The organism is Amphritea japonica ATCC BAA-1530, assembly GCF_016592435.1.
In the GTDB taxonomy this organism is placed as follows: domain Bacteria; phylum Pseudomonadota; class Gammaproteobacteria; order Pseudomonadales; family Balneatricaceae; genus Amphritea; species Amphritea japonica.
Genome location: NZ_AP014545.1, coordinates 278,610 through 293,344 on the forward strand (window position 1 = coordinate 278,610; position 14,735 = coordinate 293,344).

Annotated in this window: 15 protein-coding genes; 5 read left to right on the forward strand and 10 right to left on the reverse strand. The window is 51.3% G+C overall.

What is annotated here, in order from left to right:
- Nucleotides 1-4: 4 nt before the first annotated feature.
- The 8 genes from AMJAP_RS01310 to metK form a co-directional block, all read right to left on the reverse strand.
- On the reverse strand, nucleotides 5-1,006 hold the full coding sequence (locus AMJAP_RS01310) for an aspartate carbamoyltransferase catalytic subunit (RefSeq protein WP_019620982.1): 1,002 nt from the start codon (nucleotides 1,004-1,006) through the stop codon (nucleotides 5-7).
- Between the two features lie 20 nt (nucleotides 1,007-1,026).
- Nucleotides 1,027-1,542: a bifunctional pyr operon transcriptional regulator/uracil phosphoribosyltransferase PyrR gene (gene pyrR, locus AMJAP_RS01315; RefSeq protein ID WP_019620981.1), complete on the reverse strand. Its 516-nt coding sequence runs from the start codon at nucleotides 1,540-1,542 to the stop codon at nucleotides 1,027-1,029.
- A complete protein-coding gene (ruvX, locus tag AMJAP_RS01320) occupies nucleotides 1,523-1,999 on the reverse strand; it encodes a Holliday junction resolvase RuvX (protein ID WP_019620980.1) in 477 nt (158 codons plus the stop codon). The genes pyrR and ruvX overlap by 20 nt, the downstream gene beginning before the upstream one ends.
- Before the next feature lie 38 nt (nucleotides 2,000-2,037).
- A complete protein-coding gene (locus AMJAP_RS01325; protein WP_051088395.1) occupies nucleotides 2,038-2,622 on the reverse strand; it encodes a YqgE/AlgH family protein in 585 nt (194 codons plus the stop codon).
- A 49-nt stretch (nucleotides 2,623-2,671) separates the two neighbouring features.
- Nucleotides 2,672-3,622: an energy transducer TonB gene (locus AMJAP_RS01330; protein WP_019620978.1), complete on the reverse strand. Its 951-nt coding sequence runs from the start codon at nucleotides 3,620-3,622 to the stop codon at nucleotides 2,672-2,674.
- 44 nt (nucleotides 3,623-3,666) lie between these two features.
- Nucleotides 3,667-4,617, reverse strand: coding sequence for a glutathione synthase (gene gshB / locus AMJAP_RS01335; protein WP_019620977.1), 951 nt, complete (start codon nucleotides 4,615-4,617; stop codon nucleotides 3,667-3,669).
- An 83-nt stretch (nucleotides 4,618-4,700) separates the two neighbouring features.
- Nucleotides 4,701-5,429, reverse strand: coding sequence for a 16S rRNA (uracil(1498)-N(3))-methyltransferase (locus tag AMJAP_RS01340; protein WP_026340029.1), 729 nt, complete (start codon nucleotides 5,427-5,429; stop codon nucleotides 4,701-4,703).
- Between the two features lie 104 nt (nucleotides 5,430-5,533).
- Nucleotides 5,534-6,724 (reverse strand): methionine adenosyltransferase, encoded by a 1,191-nt coding sequence (gene metK, locus AMJAP_RS01345; protein ID WP_019620975.1) that lies wholly within the window; start codon nucleotides 6,722-6,724, stop codon nucleotides 5,534-5,536.
- 325 nt (nucleotides 6,725-7,049) lie between these two features.
- Here metK and tkt point away from each other — a divergent pair, with 325 nt between their 5' ends.
- The 4 genes from tkt (at nucleotide 7,050) to fba (ending at nucleotide 12,679) form a co-directional block, all read left to right on the forward strand.
- Nucleotides 7,050-9,044, forward strand: a complete 1,995-nt coding sequence (gene tkt, locus AMJAP_RS01350) for a transketolase (protein WP_026340028.1) — start codon at nucleotides 7,050-7,052, stop codon at nucleotides 9,042-9,044.
- Nucleotides 9,045-9,104: 60 nt separating this feature from the next.
- Complete coding sequence (locus tag AMJAP_RS01355; RefSeq protein ID WP_019620973.1) at nucleotides 9,105-10,127, forward strand: type I glyceraldehyde-3-phosphate dehydrogenase; 1,023 nt, start codon at nucleotides 9,105-9,107, stop codon at nucleotides 10,125-10,127.
- An 83-nt stretch (nucleotides 10,128-10,210) separates the two neighbouring features.
- On the forward strand, nucleotides 10,211-11,371 hold the full coding sequence (locus tag AMJAP_RS01360) for a phosphoglycerate kinase (protein ID WP_019620972.1): 1,161 nt from the start codon (nucleotides 10,211-10,213) through the stop codon (nucleotides 11,369-11,371).
- Nucleotides 11,372-11,638: 267 nt separating this feature from the next.
- Nucleotides 11,639-12,679 carry a class II fructose-bisphosphate aldolase gene (gene fba / locus AMJAP_RS01365; protein WP_019620971.1) on the forward strand — a complete coding sequence of 347 codons (1,041 nt, stop codon included), beginning with the start codon at nucleotides 11,639-11,641 and terminating at the stop codon, nucleotides 12,677-12,679.
- Between the two features lie 159 nt (nucleotides 12,680-12,838).
- Here the strand turns inward: fba and AMJAP_RS01370 are convergent, their stop codons facing one another.
- Entirely contained in the window at nucleotides 12,839-13,480 is a 642-nt protein-coding gene (locus tag AMJAP_RS01370; protein ID WP_019620970.1) for a glutathione S-transferase family protein, read from the reverse strand.
- Between the two features lie 108 nt (nucleotides 13,481-13,588).
- On the opposite strand from AMJAP_RS01370, the gene AMJAP_RS01375 reads away from it, so the two are divergent.
- Nucleotides 13,589-14,443: a LysR family transcriptional regulator gene (locus AMJAP_RS01375; RefSeq protein ID WP_019620969.1), complete on the forward strand. Its 855-nt coding sequence runs from the start codon at nucleotides 13,589-13,591 to the stop codon at nucleotides 14,441-14,443.
- A 25-nt stretch (nucleotides 14,444-14,468) separates the two neighbouring features.
- On the opposite strand, the gene AMJAP_RS01380 is transcribed toward AMJAP_RS01375, so the two are convergent.
- Nucleotides 14,469-14,717, reverse strand: coding sequence for a Rho-binding antiterminator (locus tag AMJAP_RS01380; RefSeq protein ID WP_019620968.1), 249 nt, complete (start codon nucleotides 14,715-14,717; stop codon nucleotides 14,469-14,471).
- Between the last annotated feature and the right edge of the window lie 18 nt (nucleotides 14,718-14,735).

Here is a 14,735-nt window from a genome sequence, read left to right on the forward strand (position 1 = left end):
TGGCTTATACGCCCCCTTGCTGAGCTTGATGCTCCGTCATCTGGCCACTCATGGACATCGACATCACCGCCATACGTACGGCGATACCGTTGGTTACCTGCTTCAGGATTAGCGATTTGGGGCCGTCGGCAACCGATGTTTCAATCTCGACGCCGCGGTTGATCGGTCCTGGATGCATAACGATTGAATCCGGATGAGTCAGTTTAAGCTTCTCTTCGGTCAGGCCGTACAAACGGTAGAATTCTGATTCGCTCGGAAGTAGCGCGCTCTGCATTCGTTCTTTCTGCAGGCGCAGCATCATGACGACATCGACATCTTTCAGGCCCTGATTCATATCGGTGTAGACCTTAACGCCCAGTGACTCAATATGGCGAGGTAACAGGGTTGTCGGGGCGATAACCCTGATCTCTGCTGCCCCGAGTGTGCGTAAAGCATGAATTTGAGATCGAGCGACGCGAGAATGAAGTATATCGCCGACAATCGCTACTTTTAGTGGTTCAAAATCTCCTTTATGCTGGCGGATTGTCAGCATGTCTAACATTGCCTGAGTCGGGTGGGCATGACGGCCATCACCGGCATTAATCACTGCCACGTGGGGCGTTACCTGGCTGGCGATATAATGCGCTGCTCCGCTATCAGAGTGACGCACCACGAACATATCTGAGTGCATCGCTTCCATGGTCATCAGGGTGTCCTTCAGGGTTTCACCTTTAGATGTGGAGGAGGTTTTGATATTCAGATTAAGTACGTCTGCGGAGAGACGTTTTGCGGCTAACTCAAATGTGCTGGCGGTACGGGTGCTGGCTTCAAAAAAGAGATTTACAACTGTTTTACCCCGCAATAGCGGTACTTTTTTGACCTGCTGAGCACTCATGTCCACAAAGGAATCAGCGGTATCCAATATCTCGGTGAGCAGTTCACGGCTCAGCCCTTCGGTGGTGAGAAAGTGTTTTAACTGACCGGCGCTGTTCAGCTGGATCAGATTGGGGTCTTGTTGTGCAAACATGTCAGATTCCGGCGATGGCGTTAAAGGTTAGATTTCTTACGAATTTCCAGAGCCAGTGGCTCCGGCCCGGTCAACTTGACCTGTTCATCGTCAGCAAGTTGCAATATGTCACCAACAACGTCAGCTTGAATAGGCAGCTGACGGCGATTCAGATCGAGTAGCGTTACCAGGGTGATCGATGCCGGGCGGCCATAGTCAAATAATTCATTCATCGCGGCGCGTATGGTCCGGCCACTCATGATGACATCATCGACCAGAATGATGTGCCGATTTTCAGTTGCGCTGGGTAATACCGATGGCTGAACTTTGGGGTTTAAACCGGCCTGGCTAAAGTCATCCCGATAGAACGAGATGTCCAGCGTGCCGAGCGGGTTTTGAATTTCCAGCTGCTGGTGAAGGTGCTCCGCCACCCAGACGCCGCCGGTGCGAATACCGATCATCATCGGGTTCTCGAGCTCTCTGGCCTTAATCAGGGTGGCCAGGTCAGCAGTCATTTTATTCAGCAGGTTATCTACCTTAATCACGCCCGATACCATAGAGGTCCTCCAGTCGGGTTTCACTGGATATTAGCTGGCCTGATTCAAACCAGCTTTCCAGAATCAGTTGAGCGGCGATACCGTCAACGGAATTTTCTTTAAAATTAGTACTGCCGCCCCGGGCCATACTGATCTGTTTAGCTTCTCGGGTGGAGAGCCTTTCATCGATCAGATAGCAGGGTAGCTGACAGCGTTCTTTAAGACGGTTGGCAAATTTACGTGCGCGGCGTGACATATCGCTGATAGTGCCATCCATGTTGAGTGGGATGCCCACCACCAGTGCTGCCGGTTGCCATTCGGTAATCAATGCTTCCAGCAGTGACCAGTCGGGTATGCCGTCCCGGGCAGCAACGGGTGCCAGGGGAGATGCCGTACCGGTTATTGCCTGTCCAGCGGCAACGCCGATTCGGGTGGTACCAAAATCAAAGCCTATAACTGGACCTGATAGTGTGATCATTCCGCTTCTTTATATAGGTTAATGGGCGTACGAACGGGTCAGGCGTGGCCGCTCTGGGAGGTCAGTAGATGAATATTGACCCCCAGGGTCGCCGCTGCAGCCTGAAGGCGCTCTTCAGCCGGAGTGCGAAACATTATATCTAAATTAGCCGGGCAACTTAACCACACATTGTCAGACATTTCCTGTTCCAGTTGTTCAGCGCCCCAGCCAGCATATCCCAGGGCAATGAGAAACTGCTCCGGGGCCCGGTTCTGGCCGATCGCCCTGAGAATATCGACCGAAGTTGTCAGAGATAGCTGGTCGGTAATGTCGTAGCTGGAGTCCCAGGCTTCCTCTGTGGGGCTGTGGAGGATAAACCCACGATCATTTTTTACCGGGCCTCCGGCATAAACCGGTTGTTCAGGTACGCTTTCGCACTCAAGTCCCAGGTGTTGGAACAGATCACTGGTAACCATGTCCATAGGCCGGTTGATAATGATTCCCATGGCGCCGTGTTCATTGTGTTCGCAGATGTAAGTGACGGTATGGTCGAAGTTAGTATCATCCATGTGGGGCATTGAGAGCAGGAAGTGGTCCTGAAGACTGCCGGGCAGGTAAGGAGAGGCGGGAGCGGAGGAAGCCATAGTGAATACCTGCATGTTATGCGACTTTTAAATCGGGGTTCTTTAACTACTAGTATATCCGGCTGGTTTTCTCAAATTTCCAGGTACGGATGATCTCCAGAAGATCGGTGTTTTTACGCATCTCTACCGGGAATTTCTGGAAAGGTGATGCAAGCTGAACGATGCGTACAGCAGCATCGTCTAACACTTTATTACCGGATGAATGCAAAATCTGAATGTTTTTAACGCTGCCATCGGGTAGCAGAATGACCATCATCCGCAAACTGCCATAGAGTTCATTCTGGCGTGCCTCTTTGGGATAGTTAAGGTTACCAACGGATTCTATTTTACGACGCCAGTTAGCCAGATAGACCGCATCGGTATGGCTCTTGGTGGCGGCGGAGGTCAGACGTGTTACTCGTGGGCGTTTAGCATACTCCTGGCGCTGTAGCTCTAACTGAGCCTCGAGACTGGCTATTTCCAGACTGCGGGCTAACAGTGATTGAGAGCTACCTGGAGCAGGGGGTGGCGGTGTTGATTTCTGTTGCTTTACCGGCGTGTTTGAGAGTTTCTTTCCGGTCGGACTACTGGTGATAATTACCTGTTTTTCTGGGGTCTCAACGGTTTTCTCTGCTACTTCTTTGTCGGCAGGCGCGGGGTCGCTGATTATGGCGGGAGAGGGTGTCAATGCATCGGGTTGTGGTGCTGTCGTTGGTTGAAGCGGGGCTGTTTCCTGGATATCCCGGTGTTGAAAGTCAGCTTTTTCACGGGTGGCCGGCAGGGCTTTTTCTTCTAGCTGGCCACTGCCTTGCTGGTCGGCCTGAGCGATAAAATCAGCTTCTTCCGGTGGTGTTTCACTCTGATATTGCGCCAGCGTGATTTCCAGAGTCTGAGCCGGAGGTGATTTCGGTGAAACAGCAAAGCCTATACCCAGAATCGCAGCGGCATGTACCGCCACTGCCAGAAACAGAGTGAAACCGAGTCGGTCGGCTGCGGAAACAATAGCAGCCGTTTTACTCATGGGTGTTTGCCAATACTGGTGCCAACAATATTAATAGTTCCTGATTATCCGAGTTTCGCTTCGATCGCATCCATTAACTGCATGCCGATGTCTAAATCAAACTGAGTATCCAGTTCGCGAATACAGGTCGGGCTGGTAACATTAACTTCGGTCAGGTAATCGCCGATGACGTCTAATCCGGCAAAGAGTATGCCCTGAGCTTTCAGGGTGGGGCCGACCTGAGCGGCAATCCATTTTTCTCTGTCGGTCAGTGGTCGGCCTTCACCGCGTCCACCGACGGCAAGGTTGCCGCGGGTTTCGCCGTTAGTGGGGATGCGGGATAAGCCGTAAGGCACCGCTTCACCATCAATCATCAGAATACGCTTATCACCATCCACAATTTCAGGCAGATATTTCTGCGCCATGATGGTTTCCTGGCCAAATTTTGTCAGGGTTTCGATGATGACACCGAGATTTACCCCTTCTTCCTGAATACGGAAGATCGAGGCACCGCCCATACCATCGAGCGGCTTGAAAATGACATCTTTAAACTCCGCATGGAATTCTCGTAACAGATCCTCACGGCGAGTCACTAAAACAGGCGGGCAGCATTGCGGAAAGTGAGTGGCAAAAATCTTCTCGTTATAATCGCGCAGCGCTTGAGGCCGGTTAACCATCAGGGTGTTGCCCTGATCTGCAGCCATTTCAAGCAGGTGGGTGGTATAGATGAATTCGTTATCGAAGGGAGGGTCTTTACGCATCAGTACGACATCGAGGGTAGAAACTTCTTCAACCTGGTATTCACCGCGCTCAAACCACTTTTCAGGGTTCATATCGACCGTCAGCGGAGCCATCTTAGCCAGTACCTTTCCGTCTCTGAGGTAAAGGTCTTTCTGCTCCATATACCAGAGCTCCCAACCTTTACTCTGAGCGGCCCAGAGCATCGCCAGAGAACTGTCTTTTTTGTAGCTGATGGTATCAATAGGATCCATCACAATGCCGACTTTTACTGTCATCGAGTTGCCTTGCTAATCTTTAGATTAAAGGGGATTCTACCTGCCCGTTAAGGTCATCACCAGTGTTAAACCGCATCCGGTGATTATCCCAGGTCACCCCATAAATATTGTAGTACTGAGAGCGCCGCAACCGGGGCTGTTTCCGTGCGAAAAACCCGCGGGCCGAAGGCTACAGGTTTGAACCCCTGTGCCAGAGCCTGTTCCACTTCGGTTTCACTCAAGCCGCCTTCAGGCCCAATTAGCAGAGCAACTGATGTGGGTTTGTCGAACTCCCCCAGGGGTTGTGCCGTATGGTGGTGCAGTACCAGCTTAAGATCCGCTTCGACACTGTTTATCCACTCGGTCAGAGATTGCGGCGCTGCTATCTCCGGGACATCGCAGCGCAGGCTTTGTTCACAGGCGCTGACGGCAACCTGCTGCCAGTGCTGACGTCGTTTTTCCTGACGTTCCGGATTCAGGCGGACTTCGCAGCGCTCACTGAACAGTGGCACCATTTGATGCATACCCAGCTCCGTGGCTTTCTGAATCGCATAATCCATTCGTTCGCCCCGGGACACTGATTGCCCCAGCGTAACCTTAAGCGGAGATTGTCGATGGGTTGTTGTTATCTCGGTTATCAGTGCCCGGGCAGTGCGTTTAGCGACTTCAGTCAGTTCTGCGCGGTATTCACAGCCGTCGCCATTAAACAGAATAAGATGATCTCCGGGGCGCATTCTCAAGGCCCTGGAAACATGTTGGGTCACGGTATCACTGAGGTTGAGCTCCTGACCCTGAGTCAGTGCCTGTGGTTCGTAGAAACGGGGTGTTCTCATCGTCTATATATACTGTATTGAACAAAGTCTGGTCATTATGCCGTCTTTGGCGGGATAAAAAAAAGGCAGAGTTTTCACTCTGCCTTTTTTTGTTCGATTACGGCTCAGAGGCCTGCGGCAGCGCGCAGCTCGTCAGCTTTATCAGTTTTTTCCCAGCTATAGGCCGTGAATGTTTCGTTACCAACCGTCATTTCAAAAGGGTTATGGCCAAAGTGACCGTACGCTGCTGTTTGACGGTACATCGGGTGTAGCAGATCCAGCATGCGGGTAATGGCATGTGGGCGCAGATCAAAATGACTATTGATCAGCGCAATGATCTTGTCATCGGCGATCTTGCCGGTGCCGAACGTATTAATAGAGACAGACGTCGGTTCAGCCACGCCGATGGCGTACGAAACCTGAATTTCGCATTTGTCAGCTAAGCCAGCAGCGACAACGTTCTTGGCAACATAACGGCCCGCATACGCGGCAGAACGGTCAACCTTTGATGGGTCTTTGCCAGAGAAAGCGCCGCCACCGTGACGGGCCATGCCGCCGTATGTATCAACGATGATCTTCCGGCCTGTCAGGCCGCAATCGCCGACGGGTCCGCCGATAACGAAGTTACCGGTTGGGTTGATGTGGAATTTGGTGCTTTTATCGATCCACTCTGCAGGCAGGGTGTGTTTGATGATCAGCTCCATAACCGCTTCTTGCAGGTCGGGTAACGATACTTCAGGATTGTGCTGGGTCGACAGAACAACGGCATCGATACCGACAGGCAGGCCATTTTCGTAACGGAAAGTGACCTGGCTTTTAGCATCCGGGCGCAACCATGGCAGCAGACCCGATTTGCGGGCTTCGGCCTGACGCTCTACCAAGCGGTGAGCGAAGCAGATAGGCGCTGGCATCAACACATCGGTTTCGTTGCTGGCGTAACCAAACATCAAGCCCTGGTCACCGGCACCCTGATCTTCTGGCTTAGCACGGTCAACACCCTGGTTAATATCAGGCGATTGTTTACCGATGATGTTAATCACACCACAGGTTTCACCGTCATAACCAACGTCTGATGAGGTATAGCCGATATCGCAGATAACACCACGTACCAGATCTTCCAGATCAACCCAGGCAGAGGTAGTCACCTCACCGGAGACAACAGCAACACCGGTCTTAACTAAAGTTTCGCAGGCCACCCGGGCGTGCTTATCTTCAGCAATAATTGCATCCAGAACGGCATCAGAGATCTGATCGGCGATCTTATCAGGATGACCTTCTGAAACTGATTCTGAAGTAAACAGGCTATATTCGCTCATTTCGCGTCTTCAATCCTAACTTTAGAGAATAAGGTTTAGCGTCGGGTTACAGACCCGAGGATAAGAATGGAGCGTATTTTAATCCGGTTACGCCCCGATTGCATGGCTGGGATCTCAGTTTTAGATGATTTTTTTAGCTTTTTAGATGAAAACCACTCATTTTCATCAAATTTCTCGTAAATAGGTTTGAAGCTGAGGGGCGGTTACGAGAAAATAGCCGCCTATTTTTGATCGGTGCTCCTTTTAGCTATCTTCATAAGAGATTCAAGAGAAAGCATCAAACACTTATCAAACTCAATTTGGGTTATACCCCTGGAGTGAATCAATGTCCTCGCGTAGAGAACTAGCCAATGCAATTCGTGCCCTCAGTATGGATGCTGTCCAAAAGGCCAAATCTGGTCACCCTGGTGCGCCCATGGGTATGGCAGATATCGCTGAAGTATTATGGAATGATTTCCTGAAACATAATCCGGCGAATCCACACTGGCTGGACCGCGACCGTTTTGTACTGTCGAACGGTCACGGCTCTATGCTGATCTATAGCCTGCTTCATCTGACCGGCTATGATCTGTCTATCGATGACATTAAGAATTTCCGTCAGCTGCATTCCAGAACAGCAGGCCATCCTGAGTACGGTTATGCACCGGGTGTTGAAACCACGACAGGCCCTCTGGGCCAGGGCATCACTAATGCGGTTGGTTTTGCGATTGCTGAGAAATCACTGGCGGCGCAGTTTAATCGCGTAGGTCATGAAATTATTGATCATCACACCTTCACCTTCATGGGCGACGGCTGCCTGATGGAAGGTATCTCTCACGAGGCCTGTTCGCTGGCCGGTACGCTGGGTCTGGGTAAGCTGATCGCTTTCTACGATGACAACGGTATCTCTATCGACGGTGAAGTTGAAGGCTGGTTTACCGATGATACGCCAAAGCGTTTTGAGTCATACGGCTGGCAGGTGATCCCTAATGTTGATGGTCATGATGCTGAGCAGATTAAAGCGGCGATTGAAGCGGCGCAGGATAATGAAGATCAGCCTACGCTGATCTGTTGCAAGACCATTATCGGTTTTGGTTCTCCAAATAAGCAAGGCAAAGAAGATTGTCACGGCGCCCCTCTGGGTGATGACGAGATCGCACTGGCACGTAAAGAGCTGGGTTGGGAACATGACGCGTTTGTTATCCCGGAAGATATCGCGGCTCAGTGGAGTGCACTGGAAACTGGCGCAGAGCTGGAAAACGAGTGGGAAGAGCGTTTTGCTGAATACAGCAAAGCCTATCCTACCGAAGCCCGTGAGCTGATTCGCCGTTACACCGGTGAGCTGCCAGCGGATTTCTCTGCTCAGGCTGATGTCATTATTAAAGAGTTGCAAGAGAAGGGTGAAACCATCGCCTCTCGTAAAGCGTCTCAGAATACGCTGAATGCGTTTGGACCAATGTTGCCTGAGCTGATGGGCGGTTCTGCTGACCTGGCCGGTTCTAACCTGACATTGTGGTCTGGCTGCAAGGGCGTTACTAAAGATGATGCTTCCGGTAACTACATGTTCTATGGCGTTCGTGAGTTCGGCATGTCGGCGATCATGAACGGTATTGCACTGCACGGTGGCTTTATCCCGTACGGCGCAACCTTCCTGGTCTTCATGGAGTATGCCCGTAATGCACTGCGCATGGCTGCTTTGATGAAACAGCGTGCGATCCATGTATATACCCATGACTCTATCGGTCTGGGCGAAGATGGCCCTACTCACCAGCCGATTGAACAGATTTCTAATCTGCGTCATACGCCTAACATGAGCTGCTGGCGTCCGGCTGATGCCGTTGAATCTGCAGTGGCATGGAAGTCTGCTCTTGAGCGTGCTGATGGTCCGACAGCGATGATCTTCTCCCGTCAGAATCTGCCACATCAGGCGCGTACTGATGAGCAACTGGCGAATATCGCTCGCGGTGGATATATTCTGCGTGATACAGCGGGTACTCCGGATGCGATCCTGATTGCCACCGGTTCTGAAGTGGGTCTGGCAATGGATTCTGCTGCAGCGCTTGAAGCTGAAGGTAAGCAGGTACGCGTAGTATCTATGCCTTCTACTGATCTGTTTGATAAACAGGATGCTGAATACCGTGAAGCGGTTCTGCCATCGACGGTTACTGCCCGGGTAGCGATTGAAGCGGCGCAGGCGGATTTCTGGTACAAGTACGTCGGCCTGAACGGTGCAATTGTTGGTATGACTACTTTCGGTGAGTCTGCTCCGGCGGGAGAGCTGTTTAAGCTGTTTGGCTTTACCGTTGAAAATGTTGTCGAGAAAGTGAAGTCTGTTCTGTAAGAGCAGTCTGATAGAAAAGGCCAGCTGCTCTCAGTTGGCCTTTTTGGTTATCGAGGTGTTATGGCATACCGAGTTGCAATAAACGGCTATGGTCGGATTGGACAGAGTGTCCTGCGGGCTATCTATGAGGGTGGCTACCGTGATCAGCTAGAGGTTGTGGCGATCAATGAGCTGTCAGACATTGAGACGGTGACCTACCTGACCCGTTACGATACTACTCATGGCCGCTTTCCGTTGCCGGTTGAACATAATGGTACCGAGTTGCTCATCAATGGTGACGCCATTCGGGTGCTGAATCAGCCCGATGCTGCTGCGATGCCCTGGGATGAAATGGATGTGGATCTGGTGCTGGAATGCTCCGGAACTTTCAGTGATCGAAAGACAGCTCAGCAACATCTCGACAGCGGTGCCAGAAAACTGCTTTTTTCCCAACCGGCCGGCGTCGATGTTGATGCGACCATTATCTACGGTTTTAATCAGCAGTTATTAGCATCGGATCAGAGCATTGTTGCGGCAGGCTCTTGTTCTACTAACTGTATCGTACCGGTACTGGATCTGTTGCATCGTGAGCTGGGTATCATCAGCGGTGTCACGACAACTATTCACTCGGCGATGAATGATCAGCCGGTGATCGATAGTTATCATCAGACCGATCTGCGTCTGACTCGCAGCGCCATGCACTCGATCATTCCTGTTAATACTGGTTTGAATAAAGGTATTGATCGGTTATTGCCCGACTTGGCAGGTCGCTTTGAGTCTCTGCATGTGCGGGTGCCGACCATTAATGTGTCATTACTGGATATCTCCCTGAATGTGACACAGACAACGTCTGCTACGCAGGTGAATCAGATTCTGCGTACTGCCGCGGAAGGACCGCTAAAGGGACTTTTAGGTTATACCGAAGAGCCGCATGCTTCGGTAGACTTCAACCGCGACTCTCGTTCAGGGGTTGTCGATGGCACCCAGACCCGGGTCAGCGGTGATAATCTGATAAAGCTGATGTGCTGGTTTGATAATGAGTGGGGTTTTGCGAATCGAATGCTCGATGTCGCACAGAATTGGTTGAACTGTAAGCACAACTAAAAGCACGACACTAAGTAATTTCAAAGTGTGGCCGGACACAGGCGGCACTTTATTTTTTTAGAGACTAGACAGCAGGAAATGTTATGAGCGTATTGAAAATGACCGAACAGGATCTGAACGGTAAACGTGTTCTGATCCGTGAAGACCTCAATGTGCCAGTCAAGGATGGCCAAGTGACCAGTGATGCCCGGATTCGCGCGTCACTGCCAACGATTAAACACGCGCTGGAAGCGGGCGCTAAGGTGATGTTGATGTCTCACCTGGGGCGTCCGGTTGAAGGCGTCTATGACGATGCCAGCTCTCTTGCGCCGGTTGCTACGCACCTGGCGGGTCTGCTGGAGCGTGACGTACCTCTGATTAAAGACTGGCTGGACGGCGACTTTGAGGTTGCTGAAGGCGACGTTGTGCTGCTGGAAAATGTTCGCTTCAATAACGGCGAAAAGAAAGATGATGAAGCGCTGTCTCAGCAGATGGCTGCACTGTGTGACATCTATGTCATGGATGCGTTCGGCACGGCACATCGCGCTCAGGCGTCAACCCATGGTGTGGCAAAATTTGCGCCGGTTGCCTGTGCTGGCCCCTTGCTGGCCGGTGAGTTGGATGCGCTGGCAAAAGCACTGGATAACCCGGCGTCACCGATGGCTGCGATTGTCGGTGGTTCTAAAGTATCGACTAAATTAACCGTGCTGGAATCCCTGTCTGATAAAGTGGATCAGCTGATTGTCGGTGGTGGTATTGCTAATACTTTCCTCGCCGCAGCGGGTAAGCCGGTCGGTAAATCTCTGTGTGAGCACGATCTGATTCCAACGGCACAAGCGTTGATGGCAAAGGTTAATATTCCGCTGCCTGTGGATGTGGTTGTTGCGACTGAGTTTGCAGAAACAGCTACGGCGACTATCAAGCTGGTAGATGATGTTGCTGAAGATGACATGATTTTGGATATCGGTCCTCAGACGGCGGCGAATCTGGCTGCACTGCTGAAGAAGGCTGGCACTATTATCTGGAATGGCCCGGTCGGCGTATTTGAATTTGATCAGTTCGGAGAAGGGACGAAAACCCTATCACTGGCGATTGCGGAAAACAAAGGATTCTCTATTGCCGGTGGTGGTGACACGCTGGCCGCTGTGGATAAGTATGATATCGCTAGTCAGGTGTCCTATATCTCTACCGGTGGCGGTGCGTTCCTGGAGTTTGTAGAAGGTAAGGTGTTGCCGGCAGTGGCGATGCTGGAATCCCGCGCATAATTAAAGCTATTGCGCTTGAAATGGCTTTGTTAAAAGCTGACTCGAAATGCTCATTTACAGATGTAAACTCCGCTTTCTCGTCAGCTTTTGCCGCGCCCTTTCTACGCTCATGACGCTTTAATCTAAGCTGTAGAGTTTAAAGTCGCTGACTTTCAATGCTCATACAGCTTTAATATTTGAAGTATATTATCAAGCAGCTGAACTATCGGGCTGCTTAAGATAGAATTTACAGCCGCGAACAGGCTTAATTTTTAAAAAGGTGAAGATATGGCTCTTATCAGTATGCGTCAGCTACTGGATCATGCCGCAGAGCATGACTACGGTATCCCAGCGTTTAACGTGAACAACCTGGAACAGATGCGCGCCATCATGGAAGCGGCGAACAAGACCAACTCACCGGTTATTGTTCAGGCTTCTGCGGGTGCTCGTAAGTATGCAGGCTCTAACTTCCTGCGCCATATGATTCTGGCAGCGATTGCCGAGTTCCCACATATCCCGGTATGTATGCACCAGGATCACGGTACCTCACCGGCGATCTGTCAGCGTTCTATTGCGATGGGCTTCTCTTCAGTAATGATGGATGGCTCTCTGATGGCTGACGGCAAGACGCCTTCTGACTACGAGTACAACGTTGATGTTACCCGTCGTACCGTTGAGATGGCGCATGCTTGCGGTGTTTCTGTTGAAGGTGAGCTGGGTTGCCTGGGATCACTGGAAACCGGTCAGGCCGGTGAAGAAGACGGTGTTGGCGCAGAAGGTACGCTGTCTGCGGAACAGATGTTGACCGATCCTGTAGAAGCAGCTGACTTCGTGAAGCAAACCGGTGTTGATGCGCTGGCAATCGCTTGCGGTACTTCTCACGGTGCTTACAAGTTTACCCGTCCACCTACCGATGACATTCTGGCGATCGACCGTATTAAAGCGATCCATGCAAGCATTCCAAACACCCACTTGGTTATGCACGGTTCATCGTCTGTGCCACAGGAATGGCTGGCGATCATTAACGAGTTTGGTGGTGAGATCCCTGAGACTTATGGTGTGCCCGTTGAGCAGATCGTTGAAGGTATCAAGCACGGTGTTCGTAAAGTTAACATCGATACAGACCTGCGTCTGGCCTCTACCGGTGCAGTACGTCGCTTCCTGGCAGAGAACCCATCAGAGTTTGATCCGCGTAAATTCCTGAAAGTAACGATGGATGCGATGAGCGATATCGTAACCGACCGTTATGAAGCATTCGGAACGGCTGGTCATGCGGATAAGATCGTACCGATCTCACTGGAAGATATGGCAGACCGATACGGCTTATAAAACGCTAAGAGCGTTTTATAAGCACGTCGCTAGTGGCTAAACGTCGCTACGTGACTTGTTAGAAAAAGCTTTAAACCGCAAACGGCTAATAAGAAGTTTGCGGTTTTTTTAGTTCTAGCGACTAGCAAGCGCGCAGTGCGTCTAACAACTAGCCACTGCTTAAACCTCTTCTTCCTCAATCACTTCGCTTTCCTGTTGCGCCAGCTTCAGCCATTCCTGACAGGCAGGCAGTGCCAGTATCCGGTCGCAATAGGCTTGCAGTGGCTTGGGTAGCTTGACGCCATAGCCGGTTAGCCGGAAGACAATCGGTGCATAGAAAGCATCGGCGATACCGAAGTCCCCATAAAGAAACTGGCCTGAACCGCTTTGGCTCAGGGCTTCATTCCATAGGGTGCAGATACGGTCTGTATCCTTTTGCACTTCTGCTGAAACAACAAAGTTATCCACATGCCGTCGGCAGTTCATCGGCAGCTCGCTACGCATGGCCATGAAACCCGAGTGCATCTCGGCACAACTACTGCGTGCGTGGGCTCGCAGCGCCGGATTGCTGGGCCAGCCGTTGTTGTGCAGGTGCTGTTCGCTGATATATTCGCAGATGGCGAGTGAATCCCAGATGGTTGTCCCGTTATCCAACAGTACCGGTACTTTACCCGCCGGATTATATTGTTTGATCTGCTGAGAAAATCCGGGAACAAACAGCGAAATACGCACTGTCTCAAAATCTAAATCGAATTGACGCAGCAGTAGCCAGGCCCGCAGAGACCAGCTTGAATAGTTGTGATTACCGATAACCAGTTGCATGGTTGGATTCCTTTTCCTGTTTTAAGCCGATTGATTTAGAGCTAAGTCTGTCGCTTAATGGTGCCTCTCTCAAACGAATTAATCTGATAACAGGTATCAATACCCTTGATGTTAGATCATGAATTGCTTCGCAGTTTTATCGCGGTTGTCGATACCGGCAGCTTTACCCGGGCCGCTGCACAGGTGTTTCGTACGCAGTCGGCGATCAGTATGCAGATGAAACGGCTTGAAGAGCAGCTGGATAAAAAGCTGTTTCTGAAAGAGGGGCGTGAGCTGCAACTAAGCGATGATGGGTTAAAGTTGGTTAGCTATGCCCGGCGGATCATGAAGTTGCACGATGAAGCGCTGGGAGTGCTGGCGGCAGATGCGGACTCACGTCCGCTGCTGTTAGGTTGTCCGGATGATTATGCTACCGGTGTGTTGCCACAGTTACTGTCTGAGATCCGCACACAACTGCCGGGTCTGCAGGTACAGATACGCACCGGCTCCTCAGCGCAATTGCGGGCGCTGATCGATAAAGGTGAACTGGATTTGTCGATTCTTACCCGGCGTCCTGAAACCGAAGAGGGTTATCTGTTGCTGCAGGATAAAGGGGTCTGGGTGGCCCCGGCGGAAGGCTTTATTAAGCCTAATAGTAAAATACAGCTGGTATTGGTGGAACCCGATTGCAAGTTTCACAGTACCGCGGTGGATGGTTTGATCAAACAGGGCTGGCCCTATGAGGTCAGCTGTATCAGTGGTAACTGCGCCCTACTGATCGAGCTGGTTAGACGGGGTGAAGTCGCGACGACACTGTCATCCTGCTGCGTACCGACAGACCTGTACCGGGTACCTGAAGGGCTGGGGCTGCCGGAGCTACCCACTGTTGCGATAGTGTTACAGGCGGCGGCACGTCCACATCGGGATCTGGGGGCTGATCGGATAGCGATATTGGCAGAGAAAACAGCCCAGGCATTAAAGTGAGGGGTTATCCACTGAAGTGAATGTCTTAGGCTTTTTGGTGGCCCGGCGGCATTGATTCAATACGGTCAAGGCGGATATGAAAGGGTATACCGTCCTGGTCGGCGGCGACCAGATACTCTCCGCCATCTTTGATCTCGATGGTGAGAAAGCGGAGTTTATGCCGATGTATCTGGCCGTCATCACCCCGCCAGATCACCTTGTCTACCAAGTTGCGGATACAGGCCAGTTCGTAACTGTCATGGAGTCCGCATTGGATCGGAATATATTCACTCATGTCATGAACATAGCAGCG